Origin of the sequence: Cellulosimicrobium sp. E-16 (assembly GCF_049913115.1) — a bacterium.
Classification (GTDB): Bacteria; Actinomycetota; Actinomycetes; order Actinomycetales; family Cellulomonadaceae; genus Cellulosimicrobium.
In genome coordinates this window covers 2,076,606-2,100,039 of sequence record NZ_CP183974.1, presented here as the reverse complement: position 1 = coordinate 2,100,039, position 23,434 = coordinate 2,076,606, and the positions used below count along the sequence as shown (strand labels likewise).

Below are 23,434 nucleotides of genomic sequence, written 5' to 3'. Positions count from 1 at the left end.
GTCCCGGGCGGGCGCCGCCCGACGGCTACCGGGTCGGGTCGTCGTCGGGTGCACCGCTCGTCCGCCCACGACGCAGGACGCCGAGCAGGGCCGCGCGGTCCCCCGCGAGCGACACCCCGACGACGACCACCCCCGCCACGACCGCGGCGAGCACCCCGACCCCGATCGCGGGCAGCCAGCCCACGCCGTCGGGCAGGAGCGCGCCGGAGACCGCCGAGCCGGCCAGGGCACCGAGGGCGACGCCCACCGCGACGACGACGAGGGTCCTCGGCACGCCGTGCGTCGCCTCCGGACCGGCGTACCGTCGCGTCGCGACGAGGAGCCCGGCTCCCGCGACCGACATCCCGACCGTGGTCGCGAGCCCGAGCTGGAGCAGCACCCCTGCCTGGTCGCGGACGCCGGTGACGGCCGGCAGGACGTAGGCGGTCGCGGCCACCACGAGCCACCCCGCGGCGGTCGCGACCACCGCGACGCGCTGGTGGTCGATCGTGTACAGCGCACGCGAGAGGTGCAGGATCAGCGAGAAGCCGACGATGCCGACGGCCATGCCGGCGACCGCGCCCCCGAGGCCCGCGACCGAGCCCGTGGCGATCTGGGCGAACACCGCCTCGACGGCGGCGGACGCGGCGATCAGCGCCGCGGCGCCCAGGCCGGCCACGACGACCAGCGTGCGCGTCGTGGTGGCAAGGAGGCGCCGGTAGGCGTCGTGGCGCGCGTGCGCGACGTGCTCGGCGAGGCGCGGGAAGGCACTCGTCGCGAGCGGGAACGCCAGCACCGCGTAGGGCAGCAGGTACACCTGCTGCGCGTACCAGTACGTCGGGAAGGTCTGCTCAGGCCCGAACCGGTAGGACGCGCCCAGGATCGCGAGGACCGAGAGCTGCTGCGCGACGAGCGCCCCGATCCCCGCGAACGCGAGGTTGCGGGCGCGCGCTCCTTCGCCGCCGGGGAAGCGCAGGGTGGGCCGCAGCCGCACGCCCAGCCGGTGCACCGGGAGGACGAGCGGCAGCGCGAGGACCGCCACGCCCGCCGTCGTGCCCCAGCCGAGCCAGGCGATGGCCTCGCCCGAGAGCGCGGCGACGTCGTTCTGGTTGCCGTCGGCGAGCCCTGCGAACACGAGGAAGACCGCGATGACCGCGAGGCTCGACAGGAGCGGCGAGAACGCCTGCCAGAAGAAGCGCTTGTGCGCCTGCAGGACGCTCCCGAGCACGACCGCGAGCCCGTAGAGCGGCACCTGGAGGGCGAACACGCGCACGAAGGTCGCCGTGACGTCGACGAGCTCGGGATGCTCGCGCATGAGGAGGCCGGCGATCGGCTGTGCGAGGAGCGCGAGCAGACCCCCGAGCGGGACGAGCGCGACGAGCGTCCACCCGAGCAGCGCCGAGGCGATGCGCGAGACGTCGGCGCCCGCGCGCCGGGCGATGGGCCCGGCGAGCAGCGGCACGACCGACCCGGCGAGCGCCCCTCCCGCCGCGACCTCGAAGAGGACGTTCGGCAGGAGGTTCGCCGCGGTGTACGCCGACCCGACGCCCTCGGTGCCGACCGCCGCAGACTGGACGAGCGACCGCGCGAAGCCGACGAGCCGGCTCGCGATCGTCACGAGCGTGATCATCGCGGCGGCGCCCGCCAGGGTGCCCGTGGCGGCGCGCAGCCGCCCCGCCCGCGCGCTCACGCCGGGCGCCGGCCCCACGAGTCCACGCGCCGCAGCACGTCGTTGCCCTCGATGACCTTCGAGAAGCTGACCTTCTCGCTCGCGAGGGTCAGGCCCACGACGCCCGCGAGCGCGAGCCAGCGCACCGAGCGGGGCGCCGCGAACGCGACCTGCGAGCCGAGCGCGGCGCCGAGCGCGTTCGCGCCGCAGTCGCCGAGCATGTCGCGCTCGCCCAGGTCGCCGGGCGCCGCGGCGGCTGCCGCGCCGAGGACCGCGCCCGTCGTCGGGGCCGCGGAGGTGCCGAGGAACGGCAGGGACGCCACTCCGGCGGCCTTGAGCGCACGGCCCGGGCGCAGGTCCAGGAGGTTGAGCAGGTTGGCCGTGCCGGCCACGAGCGCACCGTTCACGCCGACGTCCACGAGGTGGCCGAACGCCCCGCCCGTGCGACGCGTCCCGATCGCCGCCGCGACGAGCGAGACGCCGCTGATCCCGAGGATCTTCATCGCGCCCGTCGTCACGCGGCCCTCGGCGAGCGCGCCGAGGTGGCCGCGCAGGCCCTTGGTCCGGGTGGAGGTGTCCTCCGCGAGGTCGTCGACGAGTCCGAACGCACCCGCGCTCGCCGTCGCGAGGGCGACCGCGCCGCGCGTCCGGGCGTCGCCCCCCGCCGTGAGCGTCCCGGCGACGAGGCCGACCGCGACCGCCGGGCCCTCGAGCAGGCTGATCGGCTCGCCGCGGTGGTTGGTGCGTGTCCAGCGCTCCGCGCCGCCCGGTGGGCGCGACCCGGCCGCGCGCCGCGCCGTCGCGGTCACGACGGCGGCGACCCCGGCCGCGGCGAGGGTGCGCAGCGCGCGCGCCACGTCAGCCCTCCCCCGCGCCGGCGGTCTGCTCGACCTCGGTGGCACCGTCGTTCGCGGTACCGCCCGCGGTGTCGCCCGCCGCGGCGTCCTGGGCGCCCGCGTCGGACGACGTCGTGCGCGTCACCGGCGGGAGCTCGACGGCCGGCGGGAGGACCGCCGTCGCGCTCTCCTCGAACCCGAACTGCCCGACCTGGTCCGCGATGCGCGCTGCGAGGGCGAGCGGGACGTTGATCCGGCCCGGCTCCGCCTCGATCCCGCTCACGGTGGAGAGCGACGCGGCGAGGTCGTCGTTCGCCCGGATGGTCGAGACGACGTCGCCGCTCACGGCCGTCGGCCCGGCGACGAGCGCCGCCTCGGCGACCTCCTGCGCGGCGACGGCGACCTGCACCTCGATGTCGACGACGTACGTGTCCGGCGCGGGCGCCTCCTCGCCCTCCGCCGCCGGGGCGGCCTGCTCGGGTGCCGGACCGCTCAGCAGCAGGACGACGTCCGCCGGGAGGGTCTGCTCGGACACGATGTCCACGAGCGCGAAACGCTCCAGGAGCGCCTCGAGCTCGACGGCTTCCGGGCTGCGCTCCTCGGAGCTCGTCGGGGCGGCACCGGTGAGCGAGAGCGAGAGCGCGCGGGCGAGCCGCTGCTCGGGCGTCGCGTCCTGCGGGACCTCGCCCAGCTTCTCCCCGAGGCCCTCGGCCACCGTCTGGCGCGCGCTCTCCTCGTCCTGGCTCGTCCACGAGTCGGTCAGCCGGACGTGGCCGACGACGGAAGCGCCGGCCGTCTCGAGCTGCTCCGCGATCGCGTCGTCCCGCTCGTTGTCCGCCCCGTCCAGGTCGACCACGGCGACGCGACGGTCCTGGAGCGACCCGGCCACGAGCTGCGGCCCCGCCGCCTCGATGTACCGCGAGCTGTCGCCGAGCGTCACGTTCGCCTCGTCGAGCTGGTCGCGGAGGTCGTTGCGCTCGGTGCGCAGCTGCTCCACCTGCCCGGTGAGCTGGTCGCCGATGGCGCCCTGGAGCGGACCGGCGCCGAGGATGATCCCGACGGCCAGGGCCAGGAATACCGAGATCAACGAGACGATGTGGTACCTGAAGTCGATCACTGTGCGGTGGTGTCCTTCGGTTCGAGCTGCTGCGTGCTGGCAAGGTCAGGGAGCGCGGTCGGGAGCGACCGCCGCGCGGGCCGACGGCGACGACGGCCCGGTCGGGGTCAGCCGCCGCCCGCGAAGAGCGACCCGATCCACGACCAGAGGTCGTCGAACCGGGCGCCCACGATCCCGAAGAACGTCTGGCCCGCCGCCGTCGACCACAGCGCCGCGACGACGGCGAGGAGCCCCGCGATCGACAGGAGCCAGAGCTGGAGGTTGGAGATCCGGTGCCGGTACAGGCGGGAGACGCCCTTCGCGTCGACGAGCTTGCCGCCGACGCGCAGCCGGGTGAGGAACGTGCTCGCCATCCCCGCGCGGCCCTTGTCGAGGAACTCGACGAGGGTGGCGTGCGTCCCGACGGCGACGATGACCTCGGCGCCCTTGTCGTCGGCGAGGAGCATCGCGATGTCCTCGCTCGTGCCCGTCGCCGGGAACACGACCGGCTCGACGCCGAGCTCCTGGACGCGCTCCAGCCCCGGCGCCTTGCCGTCGCGGTACGCGTGCACCACGACCTCGGCGCCGCTGCTCAGTGCGCGGTCGGACACCGAGTCCATGTCGCCGACGATCATGTCCGGCTTCCAGCCGGCGTCGAGGATCGCGTCCGCGCCGCCGTCCACGCCGATGAGGACCGGCCGGTACTCCGTGATGTAGGGACGCAGCGTCGCGAGGTCCTCGCGGTAGTGGTAGCCGCGCACCACGATGAGCACCTGCCGACCGTCGATCGGCGTGCGGATGTCCGGGACGCCGACGCCGTCGAGCAGCAGGTCGCGCTCGCGCCGCAGGTAGTTCATCGTGTTCTCGGCGAACGACTCGATCTCGACCGAGAGGTTGGCGCGCGCCTCCTCGAGGCTGCGGGCGACCGTCTCCTCGCTCTGGAGGACGCCCTCCGCCACGAGGTCGTCGCCCAGGTAGACCTTGCCGCCGTCGAGCCGCAGCTCCCGGCCGTCGGGGACGGCCATGATCGCCGGGCCGAGGTCGTCCACGAGCACGATCCCTGCCTCGACGAGGACGTCGGGGCCCAGGTTCGGGTAGCGCCCCGAGACCGACTTGGCGGCGTTGAGGACGGCGGACGGCTTGGCAGCGACGAGGGCGTCGGCGGCGACGCGGTCGATGTCGACGTGGTCGATCACCGCGACGTCCCCCGGCTGGAGCCGCTTCGTGAGCGCCTTGGTGCGCGCGTCGACCTTGGCCGGGCCGAGCGTGCCGGTCCCGGCCTCCGGCAGGGAGGCTTTGCGCAGAGTGAGTCTCATCGTGCCCTATCGTCCCACGACCGACGACTCCAGAAGCTCCACCGCGTGACGGCGGGCCGCGTCGGAGTCCTCCTGGCCGGAGAGCATCCGCGCGAGCTCGCGGACGCGCTCGTCCCCCGTGACCTCGCGCACACCCGTGACCGTGACAGCGGCGGCCGCGTCGTCGGAACCGGCGCCGGACGACTTGGTCACGACGAGCTGGACGTCGGCGAACGCCGCGACCTGGGCCAGGTGGGTCACGACGACCACCTGGGCGCGCGTGGCGAGCGACGCGAGCCGGCGGCCGACCTCGACCGCCGCCTTGCCGCCGACGCCCGCGTCGACCTCGTCGAAGACGAACGTCGGGAGCACCTGCCCGGTGCCGTCGACCGCCGCGGTCGCGAGCGCCACCTCGATCGCGAGCATGACGCGCGAGAGCTCACCGCCCGACGCACCCTTGCCGAGCGGCCGGGCCGGCGCACCCGCGTGCGCGACGAGCGAGAAGGTCACCACGTCGACGCCCCACGGGCCGGGCTCCTCGGCCCGCTCGACGTCGACCACGAGGCTCGCGCCGCCCATGGCCAGCCCGCGCAGCTCGTCGGTCACCGCGGTCGCGAGCTCGGCCGCGGCGCGCTCGCGCGAGGCCGTGATCGCCGTCCCGAGGCGGTCCAGCTCGGCGTCGAGCTCGTCGCGGCGCGCGATCGACGCGTGGAGCCGCTCGCCGCCGTCGTCCAGGTCGAGGAGCCGCAGCCCGGCGTCGCTCGCCCAGGCGAGCACGTCGTCGACCGACTCGCCGTAGCTGCGCGTGAGCGTCCCGAGCTCGGCGAGGCGCGCGTGCGCGCTCTCGAGCCCGGCGGGGTCGGCCGCGAGGTCCTCGACGTAGCCCGAGATCTCCGTGGCGACGTCGGCGAGCACGTAACCCACCTCCGCGAGCCGCTCGGCGAGCCGCGCGAGCTCCGGGTCCGTCCCGGCCACCGACTCGAGCGCGCGCCGCGCCCGGTCGACCGAGACGACAGCGTTCTCCTGCGGCTCCGCGGCCTCGTCGCCGGCCACGGCGTCGTGCGCGAGCTGGGCCGCGACCCGCAGCTCCTCGACGTTGCCCAGGCGCGCTACCAGGGCCGTCAGCTCGACGTCCTCGCCCGGCTGCGGGGCGACCCGCTCGACCTCCGCGAGCCCGAGGCGCAGCAGCTCCGCCTCCCGGGCCCGCTCGCCCGCCCGCGTCTCGATGTCGTCGATCTCCGCCTGGAGCGCCGACCGCTCGGCCCACGCGTCGCGGTACTGCACCAGCAGCTCCGCGTGCGACGGCCCGGCGAACGCGTCGAGCGCGACGCGCTGCCGGCTCGCGGTCCGCAGCCGGAGCTGGTCGGACTGCCCGTGGACCGTCACGAGGTCGTCGGCGATCTCCGCGAGCACGCCCTGCGGGACGCTGCGACCGCCGAGGTGCGCGCGCGAGCGTCCCTCCGCCGCGACCGTGCGCAGGATGACGACCGTGCCGTCGTCGTCCACCTGGCCGCCCGCGTCGTCCACCCGCTGCGCGACCGCCGGCCGGTCGGTGACGCGCACACGCCCCTCGACGACGGCGCTCGACGCACCCGGGCGCACCGTCGCCGGGTCCGCCTTGCCACCCATGAGCAGACCGAGCCCGGTGAGCACCATGGTCTTGCCCGCGCCCGTCTCGCCCGTGATCACGGTCAGGCCCGCCCCGACGGGGACACGGGCCGACCGGATGACGCCGAGGTTCTCGATCGCGATCTCCTCGAGCACGCTCACTCCTCCTCGTCCGTGACGTCCTGGTCCCCCGGCGCCCTGTGTGCCTCCGCCGCCGCGGCGCGCTCCGCCGCCGTGCCTGCCGTCGCGGCCACGCTCGCCGCGCGCTCGCGCCACCCCACCACGGGGAGCGAGAACTTGGACACCAGCCGGTCGGTGAACGGCGCCGTGCTGAGCCGCGCGAGGCGCAGGGGCGTGTCGGAGCGCCGGACCTCGACCCGCGACCCGTTGGGCAGGTCGATGCGCCGACGGCCGTCGCACGTGAGCACGCCCGACGACGCCGAGTCGGCGAGCACGTCGACCGTGATCGTCGAGCGCGGGCCCACGACGAGCGGTCGGGCGAAGAGTGCGTGGGCCGCGAGCGGGACGACGAGCACCGCGTCGACGTCCGGCCACATCACCGGCCCGCCCGCCGAGAACGCGTGCGCCGTCGAGCCGGTCGCGGTCGCCGTCACGACGCCGTCGCACCCGAACGACGAGAGCGGGCGGCCGTCGACCCCGAGCACGACCTCGATCATGCGCTCCCGCTGCGCCTTCTCGACCGTCGCCTCGTTGAGCGCCCACCCCACGAGCGGCTCGGGCTCGCCGGGCAGGTAGGCACGCACCTCGACGATCGTCCGTTCCTCGACCGTGTAGTCGTACGCCGCGAGCCGCCCCACGGCCGCGCGCAGGTCCTCGCGCTCGCTCTCGGCGAGGAACCCCACGTGCCCGAGGTTGACGCCGAGCAGCGGCACCCCGGTCCCGTGCGTGAGCTCGGCGGCACGCAGGATCGTGCCGTCGCCGCCGAGGACCATGACGACCTCGGACTCCGCGACGCCCTCGCGCGCACGCGTGCGCGCCATGTGGTCGCCGAACCTCTCCGCGAGGTCGTCGTCGTGCAGCGTCACGGTGAACCCGGCGCGCTCGAGCTCGGTCACCGCCTCGTGCAGCGCGACGACCGCCTCGGGGCGGCCGCCGTGGGTCACGATCAGCACGCGTCGCGTCACGGTGCTCCTCCAGTCAGGGGTCGGTCGGGCGTCGCGGCGTCGGGCGTCGGGCTCGGCCCGTCCACCACCGCCCGGGCGACGAGCACGACGGGCGGCGGGCCGCCGTCGGGCGCGGGACTCCACGCCACCGCCGCGGCCGCGGCGTCCTCCAGCGCGGAGTCCTCGAGCGCGGCGCCGTCGGCGCGGCCGGGGTCGCCGGCCCGCAGCCACCAGAAGTACTCGCGGTTCCCGCTCGGTCCGGGCAGCGGGCTCGGCACGACGGCGAGCGGGCGCAGCCCCGCGACCGCCGCGTGCCGCGCGACCGCGGCGACGACCTCGACGTGGAGGGCGGGGTCGCGCACGACCCCGCCGCTCCCGAGACGCTCCCGGCCGACCTCGAACTGCGGCTTGACGAGCAGGAGCAGGTCGGAGCCCGGGCCCACGACGCCCGCGACGGCGGGCAGCACCATCGCGAGCGAGATGAACGACAGGTCGCCGACGACGAGGTCGGGCACGGCGCCGACGTGCTCGGGCGCCAGGTCGCGGACGTTGAGCCCCTCGTGCACCCGGACCCGCGGGTCGGCGCGCAGGGCGGGCACGAGCTGGTCGTGCCCGACGTCGACCGCCACGACCTCGCGCGCACCCCGGCGCAGCAGGACGTCCGTGAAGCCTCCGGTCGACGCCCCGAGGTCGAGGCACCGCGCTCCGTCGACGGCGGGGGGCCGTGGCGGCGCGCCGGCGGGGTCGAGCGCGTCCAGCGCGTCGAGAACGCCGGCGAGCTTGAACGCGGCACGCGAGGCGTAGCCGGGGTCCTCCGGGTCCGGCACCACCGCGAGCAGGTCCTCCGGCCCGACGGCGGTCGACGGCTTGCTCACGACGGCCCCGCCGCGCGTCACCCGGCCCGCGGCCACGAGCTCGGCGGCCTGGCGGCGCGACCTCGCGAGCCCGCGCCGGACGAGCTCGCCGTCGAGGCGGGCACCGGTGCGCTCCGCCACGCTCAGTCCTCCGTGCGGGCGAGCTCGGCGACCAGCGCGTCGTGCACGGCCTCCAGCACCCCCACGTGGTCGGCGGTGGCGAGCCCCTCCAGCCCGTCGAGCCGTCCGAGCGCGGCGTCGAGCGGGTTGTCGAGCAGGTCGCCGGCCGGGGACTGCTCCTCGCCGTCCCGGCCGTTCGCCGAACGCTCCGGCCGTCCGCCAGGAGGCGGGCCGGGAACCGGGCGCAGCGGACCGTCCGTCATGTCCTGCCTCCTGTCTGTCGGGCTCCACGAACGTCGCCCGGGCCTGACCGGGCATCCCGGACCACGCTACCGGTTGCGTCCCACGCGCGGGCGCGTCCGGCGGCACGCGAGACGCGACGCGTCGCGTCGCACGACGGCCGGGATCAGTGGGTCCCGACGGGCAGCTCGGGGACCGTCGACGGGTCCACGGGAAGCCCCGCGTCGGCCGACGCCCAGGACGCCGCCGCCGCCGCCCGGACCGTGTCGACCGTCGCGGTCCCGCGCACGTCCAGGCGCAGCGCTCCGTCGTCGACGCGGGCCGCGCTGTCGCCGCAGGACCACCAGCCGGCGTCCGTGCGCACGGGTACCGGGTGGGGCTCGAGGAGGCTGCGCAGGTCGGCGCCCACGTAGTGCGGGCGCAGGTGCGGCTCCGCCAGGATCGTGTCCCGCGCCGTGCTCACGCCCGTGAGGACGTGCAGCCCGGGGTAGCCGCCCGCACGGGCGCCGGCGAGGTCCGTGTCGAGCCGGTCCCCGACGACGAGCGGCGCCTCGGCGCCCGCGCGCTCGATCGCGAGCCGGTACATGGTCGGCGACGGCTTGCCCGCGCTGTCGGGCTCCACGCCCGTCGCGGCGCGCACCGCACCGACCAGGGACCCGTTGCCCGGCGCGAATCCGCGCGCGGTCGGCAGCGACAGGTCGAGGTTGCTCGCGACGTGCCACGCGCCCCGCTGGACCGCGTAGGCGGCCTCGGCGAGCTGCGCCCAGCCCAGCTCGGGCGCGAAGCCCTGCGCCACGGCGTCGGGGTCCTCGTCCGCGGACTCCACGAGGCCGAAGCCGGCGTCGTGGACGGCCGTCACGAGACCGGCCCCGCCGACCACGAGGACGCGCGCGCCCGGCTCGAGGCGGGTCCGCAGCAGCGCGGCCGCCGCCTGCGCGGCCGTCATGACCTCGTCCGCCGACGTGGGGATGTCGAGGCCCGTGAGCTGCTCGGCCACCGACCCGGGCTCGCGGGACGCGTTGTTCGTGACGAACACGAGCCGCAGCCCACGCGAGCGCGCCGTCGTCAGGCCCTCCGCCGCGTGCTCGATCGGCTCGTGCCCGCGGTACGCCACCCCGTCGAGGTCGACGAGCGCGAGGTCGTACCGGTCGGCCAGCGCGACGTCGCTCCCGAGCAGCCCGGCGCTCACCGGCCGGCCTCGTCCGACGGCTCGGAGGCCGGTTCCGCCTCGTCGTGCCCCGCGCTCGGCTCCTCGTCCTGCGGCTCGGTCGTCGCGTCGTCCGAAGCCGCGTCGTCGGCGACCTGCGCGGCCTCCGCGTCCCGGGGCGCGGCGACCGAGCCGCCGTCCTCGTCGACCTCGTCCGTCAGGTCGTAGACCACGACGTCGTCGTCCTCGCCGAGCACCGCCGCGAGCAGGCTCGCGTCGATCCCCGCGAGGATCTCGGCCGCCTCCTCGGTCCGACCCGCGACCTCGAGCACCGCCGCGCGCGCCTGCAGGACCCGAGCCCCGAGCTCGCCTCGCGTCCCGATCGCGGGCACCTGCTCGAGCGCGGCGAGGGCCGCGTCCAGCTCGCCGAGGTCGACGCGCGCGCCGCTCACGACGATCGCGAGCTCGGTGCGCCCGACGTCGTCGAGGGTCGCGGCCTCCTCCGACGCCGCGAGGGCGAGCGCGCGCTCCGGCCGGCCGAGACCGCGCTCGCAGTCCGCCATGATCGGCAGGTGCTCGGACGACCCGTTGAGGCGCCGCACCGTGCGCAGCTCCCGGAGCGCCTCGGCGTACCGGCCGGTCGCGTACGCGGTCAGGCCGGCCGCCTCGCGTGCCACGTCGACCCGGCCGGCGCGGCGCACGGCCGCCTGCGCGTGCTCGTACGCGAGCTCCGGGTCGGAGTCGATGAGACGCCCCGCCATGACGAGGTGACGCCCGACGACCTCGGCCGTCTCCTTGCTCAGCGTCCGCAGCCGCCCTCGCGCCGCGCGGTCGAGCTGAGAGATCTGCACCTCGTCCGGGATCGCCGGCCCCGCAGGGTGGCGCGGCTCCGGGCGACGGTCGAAGCCGTCCCGCTCGCGGCCCGCCCCGGCACGCGGAGCATGCCCCCGGCGATCCGCGCCCCGACGGTCGTCGCGGGGACCGGAGCCGTCCCGGCGCCGGTCGTCACGAGGACCAGACCCGTCCCGACGACGGTCGGCGGAGTCGCGGTCGTACCGACCACGTTCGCCCTCCCCCGCACGCGTCGGCCGCTGGTACCCGGCACCGCGCGACCCGGACGCGCCCCGCCCGTCACGAGCCGGTGACCGGTCGTCACGACGCCCGGGACGGTCGTCCCGCCCCGCGCCGTTCTCGCGGCGGGACGAACCCGAGCCCTCGCCGCGCGAGCTCCACGGACGCCGCTCGTCCGGACGTCCCCCGTCACGACGTGCCTCGTCCCGACGATCGCCCTCGCGACGGTCACGGTCCGGCCGGTCGCCGGCACGACGGTCACGACCTGGGGCACCGTCACGGTCCGGACGAGCGCCCTCGGAGCGTTCGCGAGCACCACCGGGGCGACCCCGGTCGCCGCCGTCCTGGCGCCCGCGGTAGTCACCCGAGCCGCGGCGGGCGGCGTCCCCGCTGTTGCGACGACGGTCGCCGTCCCCCGAGGTCGAGCCGCCGGACTGGCCGCGGCCGGCACCCCGCGCGTCGCGGGAAGGGCCCTGTCGACCGTCGCGGTCGCGGCGTCCACCACGGTCGCCGCCCGACGACGGGCGGTCCGACTCGGACTCGTGGGAGGTGTCGTTCACCAGGGTTACCTCTCGTTGTGAAGTTTGCGCAGGCCATCTTCCCACGTCGGCTCCGACGTCACACGGGACGGAACGGGGCGGGGAGTCCTGCGGCACGACGTCCCCGCAGCGGTCCCGACGAGGGCCGTCCGCGTGACGGTCCGGAAATGCCGAAGGCCCACCCCGTGTGGGGTGGGCCTTCGGTGAAGGGTTGTCCGGCGGCGTCCTACTCTCCCACCCCGTCTCCAGGGCAGTACCATCGGCGCTGAAGGGCTTAGCTTCCGGGTTCGGTATGGGACCGGGCGTTTCCCCTTCGCTGTGACCGCCGTAACTCTGTGAACCTGTCCAACACTGGGGCACCCCGTGGGGGGTGTGGTGTTGGTGGTTCGGGAACCGCACAGTGGACGCGTAGCAAAAGATTGTTGGTGTTGAAGTTGTCGGCTGATTAGTACCGGTCAGCTGCACGGGTCTTTCGTCCCCGCTTCCACGTCCGGCCTATCGACCCAGTGTTCTGCTGGGTGCCTCTCACCCCGTAGGGTATGGAAACCTCATCTTGAAGCAGGCTTCCCGCTTAGATGCTTTCAGCGGTTATCCCTTCCGAACGTAGCCAACCAGCGGTGCTCCTGGCGGAACAACTGGCACACCAGAGGTTCGTCCGTCCCGGTCCTCTCGTACTAGGGACAGCCCTTCTCAAGTTTCCTGCGCGCGCAGCGGATAGGGACCGAACTGTCTCACGACGTTCTAAACCCAGCTCGCGTACCGCTTTAATGGGCGAACAGCCCAACCCTTGGGACCTACTCCAGCCCCAGGATGCGACGAGCCGACATCGAGGTGCCAAACCATGCCGTCGATATGGACTCTTGGGCAAGATCAGCCTGTTATCCCCGGGGTACCTTTTATCCGTTGAGCGACGGCGCTTCCACAAGCCACCGCCGGATCACTAGTTCCGACTTTCGTCCCTGCTCGACCTGTCAGTCTCACAGTCAAGCTCCCTTGTGCACTTGCACTCGACACCTGATTGCCAACCAGGCTGAGGGAACCTTTGAGCGCCTCCGTTACATTTTAGGAGGCAACCGCCCCAGTTAAACTACCCACCAGGCACTGTCCCTGGTCCGGATCACGGACCGAGGTTAGACATCCGAAGCGGCCAGAGTGGTATTTCAACGTTGACTCCACCCGCACTGGCGTACGGGTTTCACAGTCTCCCACCTATCCTACACAAGCCGCACCGAACACCAATACCAAGCTATAGTAAAGGTCCCGGGGTCTTTCCGTCCTGCTGCGCGTAACGAGCATCTTTACTCGTAGTGCAATTTCGCCGAGTTCGCGGTTGAGACAGCGGAGAAGTCGTTACGCCATTCGTGCAGGTCGGAACTTACCCGACAAGGAATTTCGCTACCTTAGGATGGTTATAGTTACCACCGCCGTTTACTGGGGCTTAAATTCTGAGCTTCACCCCGAGGGGTTGACCCGTCCTCTTAACCTTCCAGCACCGGGCAGGCGTCAGTCCGTATACATCGTCTTGCGACTTCGCACGGACCTGTGTTTTTAGTAAACAGTCGCTTCTCCCTGGTCTCTGCGGCCGTCCACGCTCCCCGAGCAAGTCGGTTCACGCTTCGGGCCCCCCTTCTCCCGAAGTTACGGGGGCATTTTGCCGAGTTCCTTAACCACGATTCTCTCGATCGCCTTAGTATTCTCTACCTGACCACCTGAGTCGGTTTGGGGTACGGGCGGCTAGAACCTCGCGCCGAGGCTTTTCTTGGCAGCATAGGATCACCCAGTTCGCGCTTGTGCGCTCACCGTCAGCTCTCAGCCTCATGTCTGGCGGATTTGCCTACCAGACGGCCTACAGCCTTGGACGTGGTCTACCATCGCCACGCCGGGCTACCTTCCTGCGTCACCCCTGTTAATACGCTTACCTACTACCGGTTCGGGTCCCGCGCGCCCCTGTCCGGTGGCCCCGAAGGGCCGGTGGACAGGTTTGGGCGGTCAGCATCACCGGGCTCGGTATGGGCGGTTCTTCGCCGGTAGGAGAATATCAACTCCTTGTCCATCGACTACGCCTGTCGGCCTCGCCTTAGGTCCCGACTTACCCAGGGCGGATTAACCTGGCCCTGGAACCCTTGGTCATTCGGCGGACGGGTTTCTCACCCGTCTTTCGCTACTCATGCCTGCATTCTCACTCGTGTGGGCTCCACCACTGGGTTCCCCCGCGGCTTCACTGCCCACACGACGCTCCCCTACCCACCTGCGCCTCTGGACCACGAAGGCCTGAGTTGAGCGCAGATGCCACGGCTTCGGCGGTGTACTTGAGCCCCGCTACATTGTCGGCGCGGAATCACTTGACCAGTGAGCTATTACGCACTCTTTCAAGGGTGGCTGCTTCTAAGCCAACCTCCTGGTTGTCTGTGCAACTCCACATCCTTTCCCACTTAGCACACGCTTAGGGGCCTTAGCCGGTGGTCTGGGCTGTTTCCCTCTCGACTACGGAGCTTATCCCCCGCAGTCTCACTGCCACGCTTCCACTTAACGGCATTCGGAGTTTGGCTGACGTCAGTAACCTTGTAGGGCCCATCGGCCATCCAGTAGCTCTACCTCCGGCAAGAAACACGTGACGCTGCACCTAAATGCATTTCGGGGAGAACCAGCTATCACGAAGTTTGATTGGCCTTTCACCCCTAACCACAGGTCATCCCCCAGGTTTTCAACCCTGGTGGGTTCGGTCCTCCACGCGGTCTTACCCGCGCTTCAACCTGCCCATGGCTAGATCACTTCGCTTCGGGTCTAGACCCAGCGACTATGGGCGCCCTATTCGGACTCGCTTTCGCTACGGCTTCCCCACACGGGTTAACCTCGCCACTGAGCACTAACTCGCAGGCTCATTCTTCAAAAGGCACGCTGTCACCCCAACCAAGGAGGCTCCAACGGATTGTAGGCACACGGTTTCAGGTACTATTTCACTCCCCTCCCGGGGTACTTTTCACCTTTCCCTCACGGTACTGGTCCGCTATCGGTCACTAGGTAGTATTTAGGCTTAGCAAGTGGTCTTGCCAGATTCACACGAGATTTCTCGGGCCCCGTGCTACTTGGGATCCCCTTCGGGAGGCCGCACCATTTCGTCTACCGGACTCGCACCGTCTGTGGTCCGCCTTTCAATGCGGTTCGACTATGACACGACTTTCTGACTCCCCGGCGGACTGTCAGATCCACCAGAAGGGTCCCACAACCCCGAACACGCAACGCCTGACAGCTTTAACACGCGCCCGGTTTGGCCTCATCCGCTTTCGCTCGCCACTACTCACGGAATATCTCTTCCTGTCGGTACTGAGATGTTTCACTTCCCGACGTTCCCTCCACACACCCTATATATTCAGGTGCGGGTCACACGACATGACTCGTGCGGGGTTCCCCCATTCGGAAACCCTCGGATCACAGCTCGTTTGCCAGCTCCCCGAGGCTTATCGCAGGCTACAACGTCCTTCTTCGGCTCCTAGTGCCAAGGCATCCACCCTGTGCCCTTAAAAACTTCAACAAAAACAACAAAACTGCAGAGAACCAAGAACCACACCCGAAGGTGTGTCTTGATCTTTACAAAGATGCTCGCGTCCACTGTGCAGTTCTCAAACAACCAACGACCCCGACCCCCACCAGGACCCGCCTACCCCATCAGCTCCCGAAGAAGCAGACGACGCGGTTCGAGGTCCGGAGACCGGCCCGTACCAGGCACCCCACCAACCGGTGGCCGGTGACCTGAGGACCCAACAGTGTGCTCGACAAGCCCCCCACCCTCACCCGTGATGTTCCACCACCACCCACCCGACCCCGAAGGACCAGGCAGGCCGGCAGGTACTGACACCAGCAAGACCAGAAGACTCTTTCGTCAATGTTCCACCCATGAGCAACCACCCACCACACGTACGGCGATGGCGTGGCACCTGAACGACCCACCCACCAGCAAAGCCGGCGAGGCGAGCGTTGGTAGCTCCTTAGAAAGGAGGTGATCCAGCCGCACCTTCCGGTACGGCTACCTTGTTACGACTTAGTCCCAATCGCCAGTCCCACCTTCGACCACTCCCCCCGCGAACGGTTGGGCCATGGGCTTCGGGTGTTACCGACTTTCGTGACTTGACGGGCGGTGTGTACAAGGCCCGGGAACGTATTCACCGCAGCGTTGCTGATCTGCGATTACTAGCGACTCCGACTTCATGGGGTCGAGTTGCAGACCCCAATCCGAACTGAGACCGGCTTTTTGGGATTCGCTCCACCTTACGGTATCGCAGCCCTTTGTACCGGCCATTGTAGCATGCGTGAAGCCCAAGACATAAGGGGCATGATGATTTGACGTCATCCCCACCTTCCTCCGAGTTGACCCCGGCAGTCTCCCATGAGTCCCCGGCATAACCCGCTGGCAACATGGGACGAGGGTTGCGCTCGTTGCGGGACTTAACCCAACATCTCACGACACGAGCTGACGACAACCATGCACCACCTGTGCACGAGTGTCCAAAGAGACCACCATCTCTGGTGGCTTCCCGTGCATGTCAAGCCTTGGTAAGGTTCTTCGCGTTGCATCGAATTAATCCGCATGCTCCGCCGCTTGTGCGGGCCCCCGTCAATTCCTTTGAGTTTTAGCCTTGCGGCCGTACTCCCCAGGCGGGGCACTTAATGCGTTTGCTGCGGCACGGAACTCGTGGAATGAGCCCCACACCTAGTGCCCAACGTTTACGGCATGGACTACCAGGGTATCTAATCCTGTTCGCTCCCCATGCTTTCGCTCCTCAGCGTCAGTTGCGGCCCAGAGACCTGCCTTCGCCATCGGTGTTCCTCCTGATATCTGCGCATTCCACCGCTACACCAGGAATTCCAGTCTCCCCTACCGCACTCTAGTCTGCCCGTACCCGATGCAAGCTCGAGGTTGAGCCTCGAGTTTTCACACCAGACGCGACAAACCGCCTACGAGCTCTTTACGCCCAATAATTCCGGACAACGCTTGCGCCCTACGTATTACCGCGGCTGCTGGCACGTAGTTAGCCGGCGCTTCTTCTGCAGGTACCGTCACTTGCGCTTCTTCCCTGCTGAAAGAGGTTTACAACCCGAAGGCCTTCATCCCTCACGCGGCGTCGCTGCATCAGGCTTTCGCCCATTGTGCAATATTCCCCACTGCTGCCTCCCGTAGGAGTCTGGGCCGTGTCTCAGTCCCAGTGTGGCCGGTCGCCCTCTCAGGCCGGCTACCCGTCGTCGCCTTGGTAGGCCATCACCCCACCAACAAGCTGATAGGCCGCGAGCCCATCCCTGACCGAAAAACTTTCCAACCACCCCCATGCGAAGGCGGCTCATATCCGGTATTAGCCCCGGTTTCCCGGAGTTATCCCGAAGTCAGGGGCAGGTTACTCACGTGTTACTCACCCGTTCGCCACTAATCCACCCAGCAAGCTGGGCATCATCGTTCGACTTGCATGTGTTAAGCACGCCGCCAGCGTTCGTCCTGAGCCAGGATCAAACTCTCCGTAAATGAACAACGCCCACCACCAGGACAAACCCAGCAGTGAACAATCCATACGAAGCGAACCCCAACAGGGTTCACAAAACTGGCATCAACACGAAAGATGACATCATCTTCCGAAATCAACCAAAGGAATCCCAGACACAACCAACCACCCTACCCGACGGGTAGAGAAGATCAGCCATGCCACAGGGACAAAAAATTGGCATTGACTAACAAGCACACTGTTGAGTTCTCAAACAACCGACACACACCAACTCAGCACCACCCGACCGGGCAGAACCTCGCTTGGGGCAACTTCTCTAACCTACCAGATCCTCAGCGCCCCCTCCAACTCGGTGATCCGAGCGGATGGAGCCGGGGAACCAGCGGCCCCGATCATGTCACGGCGCGCGAGGCTCCGTGTCTTTCTCGAGGGGGACCGCCCGGGGGACCAGCCACCGTCTCGTGCGATCGAGACCCGGTGTCCGTTCCTCCCTGCCGGGCGAACGTCGAGAACACTACACGCGCGCCGTCCGGCTGCCAAATCCGTGCGTTGCGCACCCCCGTGCCCGCTCGGTAGTGCCGTCCGGCGCGTCGTGCGGAGCGGGATCCGCGGCCGCGTCGTCGGTGCGCAGCGACGAGACGAGGAAGGGGCCGGACCGCTCGACGCGGTCCGACCCCTTCGTCCTCGGGGCGACGTGGCCTCTCAGCCAGCGGCGCCGTCGGCGAGCGCGACCCCGAGCGTCTTCTTCCCCCGGCGCAAGAGGGCGAACCGCCCGTGCAACAGGTCGTCCGTCGTGAGGACGGCGTCCTCGCTCGTCACCTTGACGTTGTTGACGTACGCCCCGCCCTCGGCCACCGCGCGACGCGCGGCCGCCTTCGAGGCGACGAGGCCCGACGCCGCGAACAGGTCGACGACCGCGTCGCCCACCTGCGCCGTCGTGCGCGGCAGCTCGGCGACCGCGGCGCCCAGTGTGCCGGCGTCGAGGCCGGCCAGCTCGCCACGGCCGAAGAGCGCCTGGCTCGCGGCGATCACGGATGCGGTCGCCTCCGCGCCGTGGACGAGCGTCGTGACGTCCGAGGCGAGGGCGCGCTGCGCCTCGCGCGCACCCGGCCGCTCGCGCACCGCGGCCTCGAGCTCGGCGATCTCCTCGCGCGTACGGAAGGTGAAGATCTTCAGCCAGCCCACCACGTCCTCGTCCGCGGCGTTGAGCCAGTACTGGTAGAAGGCGTACGGGCTCATCATGTCGGGCGCGAGCCAGACCGCCCCGCCCTCCGTCTTGCCGAACTTGGTGCCGTCGGCCTTGGTGATGAGCGGCGTGGTGAGCACGTGCACGGCCGCACCCTCGGTCTTGCGGATGAGCTCGACGCCCGACAGCAGGTTGCCCCACTGGTCGTTGCCCCCCGTCTGGAGGGACACGCCGTGCCGGCGGTACAGCTCGAGGAAGTCGATCCCCTGGAGGATCTGGTAGCTGAACTCGGTGAAGCTGATGCCCTCCTCCGAGCGCAGACGCCGCGCGACCGTGTCCTTCGCGAGCATCGTGCCGAGCCGGTAGTGCTTGCCGACGTCCCGCAGGAAGTCGATCGCCGACAGCTCGGAGATCCAGTCGAGGTTGTTCACGAGCCGGGCGGGGTTGTCACCCTCGAAGTCGAGGAACCGCGACACCTGCGACTTCAGCCGCTCGGTCCACTCCGCGACGGTCTCCTTGGTGTTGAGCACCCGCTCGCCCGACTGGCGCGGGTCGCCGATCATGCCCGTCGCCCCGCCCACGAGCGCCACGGCGCGGTGGCCCGCGAGCTGGAGGTGACGCAGCACGACGAGCTGCACGAGGTGGCCGTGGTGCAGGCTCGGCGCCGTCGGGTCGAAGCCGCAGTAATACGTGATCGGGCCCTCGGCCAGCGCGGCGCGCAGCGCGGCCTCGTCGGTGGACTGCGCCACCAGGCCTCGCCATTGCAGCTCGTCGAGAACGTCGCTCACTTCTGCTCCTTCGTCGAGTGCCCGGTCCGGGCACGTGCTTCGCCGCCCGTGCGGGAGGCGGGTCCTAGTCTGCCGTGCCGCGCGGCCGCCGTCGGCCACCGCCCACGGGACGGCCGGGAACGTCCGGCGGGCCGTGACGCCGTCGCGGCCGCACCCCACGGCCCGGCGGCACGACTCATCGCGCCCTGGCGCTCACGCGGCGGTAGGCCGAGACCGTCGGGTCTCCCGCGAGCCACGAGCGCCACGGGTACAGGCCTCCGTCTCCCCCGTCGCCGGAGACGCCGACTCGCGGGCCCGTCGCGATCGCCGGGCGCAGCGTCGTGGCGGTCCCACGGTGCAGCACGAGCTCGCCCTCGGGGTCCGTCAGCTCGGCACCGTACTGGCGCAGGTCGAGGTCGAGCGCGACTGCGAGGCGCGCGGGACCCCGGGCGATCTGGCGGTCGGAGTCGCACCGCCCGGCGGCGAGCCGCCGCGACCGCGCGAGGTCGACGCCGTCGGTCACCTCACCTGCGCGCAGCAGGACGGCGGACGCGCGGCCGACCGGCCCGCAGACCACGTTGACGCAGTGGTGCAGGCCCAAGTGCCGGTACACGTACAGTCGGCCGGGCTCGCCGAACATCGCGCGGTTGCGCTCCGTGCGGCCGCGGAACGCGTGCGAGCCCGGGTCGCGCTCGCCGTCGTACGCCTCGACCTCGGTGATCCGCAGGGTGACGTCGCCGTCGTCGCTGCGTCGGGTGAGGAACGACCCGAGCAGGTCGCGGGCGACCTCGTGGACGTCACGCGCGTACCACGCCCGGGCCGGGACGTCCCACGGTCCGACGGCGCGTGACTCCCCGCTCCCCGTCGTCTGCGTCACGGCGTCCGTCGACATCGCACCACCTTCCGTCGTGGGCAATCTACGCCTCGCCACCGTCACGCGAGCCCCGGCGCGACGGCGGCTCGCTGGCCCGCACGACGTTCCCCCAGCCGTCCAGGACGACGTCGGCCCGCTCGCGCGAGGCGTTGCGCGCGTAGTGCTCGCGCTCGTCGGCCATCCAGGCGAGCCAGTGCTCGCGCTGGTCCTCGCCGTCCCGGTCGAGTCCCCGGCGCAGCCGCACGTCGTCCGGGGCCTCGACCCACACGCGCAGCGCGGCGACTCCGTCCGCCTCGCGGCGACCGGCTCCGCAGCCCTCGACGACCAGGAAGGGCGCCGGGGCGACATCGTGCCACTCGGCGAAGCGGTCGAGCGCCCAGTCGAACCGGCGGTACCGCCCCGCGCGACCCGTCGCGAGAGGGGTGAGGACCCACTCCGCGAGACGGCCCCACGCCGGTTCGAGCCCGCGCCAGCCCTCGTACAGGTCGTCCATGTGGAGCACCTGCGCGGGCAGCGCCTCGCCGAGCTGGGCGGCGAGCGTCGTCTTGCCCGAGCCCGCCGGCCCGTCGACCACCACGAGCCGGGTGCCCGACGGCGTCGCGGTGCCGCCCGCGGGCCCGTCGCCCGGGCGGGGCGACGGGCCGAGCCGCGGGACGGCGTCGCGCACGCGTCGCACGAGGTCCGCGAGGACGTGCTGCTCGACGCTCACGCGCGCACCCCCGGCGCGGGCACCGTCAGCACGAGGGTCGTCAGCCCTGCGCCCAGAAGCGGTACTCGGCCGAGCGCTCCTTCGCCGCGTCGAGCTGCTCGGCGACCCGGACGGGGGCCGTGCCGCCCACGGCGTCGCGCGACGCGAGCGAGCCCTCGACGCTCAGCACGTCGCGCACGCCCGGCGTGAGGTGCTCGGAGATCGACGCGAGGTCGTCGTCGGAGAGGTCCCACAGCTCGATGCCGCGCTCCTCGCACACGCGCACGCACGCGCCCGCGACCTCGTGCGCGACGCGGAACGGCACGCCCTCGCGCACGAGCCACTCGGCGACGTCGGTCGCGAGCGAGAAGCCCTGCGGGGCGAGCGACGCCATGCGATCGGTGTCGAACTCGAGCGTCGCGACCATGCCGGAGAACGCGGGCAGGAGCACCTCGAGCGTGTCGACCTGGTCGAACACCGGCTCCTTGTCCTCCTGGAGGTCGCGGTTGTACGCGAGCGGCAGGCCCTTGAACGTGGCGAGCAGGCCCGAGAGGTCGCCGATGAGGCGCCCCGCCTTGCCGCGCGCGAGCTCGGCGACGTCGGGGTTCTTCTTCTGCGGCATGATGCTCGACCCCGTGGAGTAGGAGTCGTGCAGGCGCACGAAGCCGAACTCCTTGGTCGCCCAGAGGATGACCTCCTCCGCGAGCCGCGAGAGGTCGACGCCCAGCATCGCCGCGACGAACGCGAACTCCGCGACGACGTCGCGCGACGCGGTGCCGTCGATCGAGTTCTCGACCGGGCCGTCGAACCCGAGCTCGGCGGCGACGGCCGCCGGGTCGAGACCCAGCGACGAGCCCGCGAGCGCCCCCGACCCGTACGGCGAGCGTGCGGCCCGCACGTCCCAGTCGATGAACCGGTCGACGTCGCGCAGCAGCGGCCATGCGTGGGCGAGCAGGTGGTGCGCGAGGAGCACCGGCTGCGCGTGCTGGAGGTGCGTGCGCCCGGGCATCGCGGCGCCGGGGTGGGCGGCGGCCTGCTCGATCAGCGCGTCGACGACGTCGAGCACGAGGCCCGCGATCGTGCGCGCCTCGTCGCGCAGGTACATGCGCGTGAGCGTCGCGATCTGGTCGTTGCGCGACCGGCCCGCGCGCAGCTTGCCGCCGAGCTCGGGACCGGCCCGCTCGATGAGCCCGCGCTCGAGCGCGGTGTGCACGTCCTCGTCGTCGTCGGCCGCGACGAACGCGCCCGACGCGACGTCCTCGCGCAGCCGCTCGAGCGCGGCGAGCATGCCGTCGAGCTCGTCGTCGTCGAGCAGGCCGGCGGAGTGCAGGACCTTCGCGTGGGCCTTCGAGCCCGCGACGTCCTGACCCGCGAGACGCCAGTCGAAGTGCGTCGACTTGCTGAGCGCGGCGAGCGCGTCGGCAGGACCGCCGGCGAAGCGGCCGCCCCACAGGCTCACGCGCCCTCCCCCGTCGGTGGCCTCCGCTGCCGCCGCGCCGCCCTCGACGGACGTGGTCGAATCCGGTCCCTGCTGGTCGTGCGTGCTCACAGTGCTCCTGCCCCGAGGTCCACACCGTTGCCGAACTTCTCGTCGCGCGCGGCGGCGAGCTTCGCGGTGAGACCGTAGATCTCGATGAATCCCTTGGCCTGCGACTGGTCGAACGAGTCGCCCTCGTCGTACGTCGCGAGGTTGAAGTCGTACAGGCTCGCCTCCGAGCGGCGGCCCGTGACGGTCGCGCGCCCGCCGTGCAGCACGAGGCGCACGTCGCCCGAGACGTACCGCTGCGTGTCGTCGATGAACACGTCGAGCGAGCGCTTGAGCGGGCTGAACCACATGCCGTCGTACACGAGCTCGGTCCAGCGCTGCTCGACGCCGCGCTTGAAGCGGGCCTGCTCGCGCTCCAGGGTGACGTTCTCGAGCTCCTGGTGCGCGGCGATGAGCGCGATCGCGCCCGGCGCCTCGTAGACCTCGCGCGACTTGATGCCGACGAGGCGGTCCTCGACGATGTCGATGCGCCCGACGCCCTGCGCGCCCGCGCGCCGGTTCATCTCCTGGATCGCCTGCAACGGCGTCACCGCGACGCCGTCGAGCGCGACCGGGACGCCCTGCTCGAACGTGACGACGACCTCGTCCGCGACCGGCGGGAACGTCGGGTCGTCGGTGTAGTTGTAGACGTCCTTGGTCGGGGCGTTCCAGATGTCCTCGAGGAAGCCGGTCTCGACCGCGCGGCCCCACACGTTCTGGTCGATCGAGAACGGGTTGTGCTTGGTCGTCGCGATGGGCAGGGAGTGCTTCTCCGCGTACTCGATGGCCTTCTCGCGCGTCAGCGCGAGGTCGCGCACGGGGGCGATGGTCTTGAGCTCGGGCGCGAGCGACGTCGTCGCGACCTCGAAGCGGACCTGGTCGTTGCCCTTGCCGGTGCAGCCGTGCGCGACGGTCGTCGCGCCGAACTGGCGCGCGGCGCGCACGAGGTGCTTGACGATGACCGGGCGCGAGATCGCCGAGACCAGCGGGTACCGGTCGAGGTAGAGGCCGTTCGCGCGCAGCGCGGGCATGCAGTACTCGGCCGCGAACTCGTCGCGCGCGTCCGCGACGTACGCCTCGACGGCGCCGCAGTCCAGGGCGCGCTGCCGGATGACCTCGAGGTCCTCCCCGCCCTGGCCGACGTCGACCGCGACGGCGACGACCTCGGCGCCCGTGGCCTCGGCGATCCAGCCGATGGCCACCGACGTGTCCAGGCCGCCCGAGTAGGCGAGCACGACGCGTTCAGTCATGACGGTCTCTTTCTGTGACGTGCGGGTGGGATCCGGGGTCCAGTCTCGCAGGGCGGTCCGCCGCGCGGGGCGTGGTC

At 71.2% G+C, this 23,434-nt stretch carries 15 protein-coding genes and 3 rRNA genes; all 18 read right to left on the bottom strand.

Annotated features, from left to right (window positions below; translation table 11 throughout):
* Window positions 1-25: 25 nt before the first annotated feature.
* Complete coding sequence (murJ, locus tag ACN9MS_RS09225) at window positions 26-1,669, bottom strand: murein biosynthesis integral membrane protein MurJ (protein WP_426311630.1); 1,644 nt, start codon at window positions 1,667-1,669, stop codon at window positions 26-28.
* Entirely contained in the window at window positions 1,666-2,505 is an 840-nt protein-coding gene (locus tag ACN9MS_RS09220) for a hypothetical protein (RefSeq protein ID WP_426311629.1), read from the bottom strand. Before ACN9MS_RS09220 ends, murJ begins: the two co-directional genes overlap by 4 nt.
* Before the next feature lies 1 nt (window position 2,506).
* Complete coding sequence (locus ACN9MS_RS09215; RefSeq protein ID WP_426311628.1) at window positions 2,507-3,601, bottom strand: copper transporter; 1,095 nt, start codon at window positions 3,599-3,601, stop codon at window positions 2,507-2,509.
* 107 nt (window positions 3,602-3,708) lie between these two features.
* Entirely contained in the window at window positions 3,709-4,896 is a 1,188-nt protein-coding gene (gene steA / locus ACN9MS_RS09210; protein WP_426311627.1) for a putative cytokinetic ring protein SteA, read from the bottom strand.
* Window positions 4,897-4,902: 6 nt separating this feature from the next.
* Entirely contained in the window at window positions 4,903-6,639 is a 1,737-nt protein-coding gene (gene recN, locus ACN9MS_RS09205; protein WP_426311626.1) for a DNA repair protein RecN, read from the bottom strand.
* Window positions 6,640-6,641: 2 nt separating this feature from the next.
* Entirely contained in the window at window positions 6,642-7,628 is a 987-nt protein-coding gene (locus ACN9MS_RS09200; protein ID WP_426311625.1) for an NAD kinase, read from the bottom strand.
* Window positions 7,625-8,602 carry a TlyA family RNA methyltransferase gene (locus ACN9MS_RS09195; RefSeq protein WP_426311624.1) on the bottom strand — a complete coding sequence of 326 codons (978 nt, stop codon included), beginning with the start codon at window positions 8,600-8,602 and terminating at the stop codon, window positions 7,625-7,627. The genes ACN9MS_RS09200 and ACN9MS_RS09195 overlap by 4 nt, the downstream gene beginning before the upstream one ends.
* Before the next feature lie 2 nt (window positions 8,603-8,604).
* Window positions 8,605-8,844 (bottom strand): hypothetical protein, encoded by a 240-nt coding sequence (locus ACN9MS_RS09190; RefSeq protein ID WP_426311623.1) that lies wholly within the window; start codon window positions 8,842-8,844, stop codon window positions 8,605-8,607.
* 143 nt (window positions 8,845-8,987) lie between these two features.
* Window positions 8,988-10,010 (bottom strand): HAD-IIA family hydrolase, encoded by a 1,023-nt coding sequence (locus tag ACN9MS_RS09185; RefSeq protein ID WP_426311622.1) that lies wholly within the window; start codon window positions 10,008-10,010, stop codon window positions 8,988-8,990.
* Complete coding sequence (locus tag ACN9MS_RS09180; protein ID WP_426311621.1) at window positions 10,007-10,819, bottom strand: hypothetical protein; 813 nt, start codon at window positions 10,817-10,819, stop codon at window positions 10,007-10,009. Before ACN9MS_RS09180 ends, ACN9MS_RS09185 begins: the two co-directional genes overlap by 4 nt.
* A gap of 972 nt (window positions 10,820-11,791) precedes the next feature.
* Window positions 11,792-11,908 (bottom strand): 5S ribosomal RNA (gene rrf, locus ACN9MS_RS09175).
* A gap of 95 nt (window positions 11,909-12,003) precedes the next feature.
* Window positions 12,004-15,110, bottom strand: a 23S ribosomal RNA gene (locus tag ACN9MS_RS09170).
* A 458-nt stretch (window positions 15,111-15,568) separates the two neighbouring features.
* Window positions 15,569-17,090, bottom strand: a 16S ribosomal RNA gene (locus tag ACN9MS_RS09165).
* The 16S, 23S and 5S rRNA genes sit together here, the layout of an rRNA operon.
* A 679-nt stretch (window positions 17,091-17,769) precedes the next feature.
* The gene (gene tyrS / locus ACN9MS_RS09160) at window positions 17,770-19,041 is read right to left on the bottom strand and encodes a tyrosine--tRNA ligase (RefSeq protein ID WP_426311620.1); all 1,272 of its coding nucleotides are present in this window, start codon (window positions 19,039-19,041) and stop codon (window positions 17,770-17,772) included.
* 175 nt (window positions 19,042-19,216) lie between these two features.
* The gene (locus ACN9MS_RS09155) at window positions 19,217-19,912 is read right to left on the bottom strand and encodes a DNA-3-methyladenine glycosylase (RefSeq protein ID WP_426311619.1); all 696 of its coding nucleotides are present in this window, start codon (window positions 19,910-19,912) and stop codon (window positions 19,217-19,219) included.
* Between the two features lie 25 nt (window positions 19,913-19,937).
* On the bottom strand, window positions 19,938-20,603 hold the full coding sequence (locus ACN9MS_RS09150) for a uridine kinase family protein (RefSeq protein ID WP_426311618.1): 666 nt from the start codon (window positions 20,601-20,603) through the stop codon (window positions 19,938-19,940).
* 40 nt (window positions 20,604-20,643) lie between these two features.
* Window positions 20,644-22,131: an argininosuccinate lyase gene (gene argH, locus ACN9MS_RS09145; protein WP_426311617.1), complete on the bottom strand. Its 1,488-nt coding sequence runs from the start codon at window positions 22,129-22,131 to the stop codon at window positions 20,644-20,646.
* The gene (locus ACN9MS_RS09140) at window positions 22,128-23,357 is read right to left on the bottom strand and encodes an argininosuccinate synthase (RefSeq protein ID WP_400557353.1); all 1,230 of its coding nucleotides are present in this window, start codon (window positions 23,355-23,357) and stop codon (window positions 22,128-22,130) included. Before ACN9MS_RS09140 ends, argH begins: the two co-directional genes overlap by 4 nt.
* Window positions 23,358-23,434: the final 77 nt, after the last annotated feature.

Coding starts and splice junctions, on each gene's coding strand:
- steA (WP_426311627.1), bottom strand. CDS start 4,896: ATGAGACTCACTCTGCGCAAAGCCTCCCTGCCGGAGGCCGGGACCGGC.
- ACN9MS_RS09190 (WP_426311623.1), bottom strand. CDS start 8,844: ATGACGGACGGTCCGCTGCGCCCGGTTCCCGGCCCGCCTCCTGGCGGA.
- ACN9MS_RS09155 (WP_426311619.1), bottom strand. CDS start 19,912: ATGTCGACGGACGCCGTGACGCAGACGACGGGGAGCGGGGAGTCACGC.
- ACN9MS_RS09140 (WP_400557353.1), bottom strand. CDS start 23,357: ATGACTGAACGCGTCGTGCTCGCCTACTCGGGCGGCCTGGACACGTCG.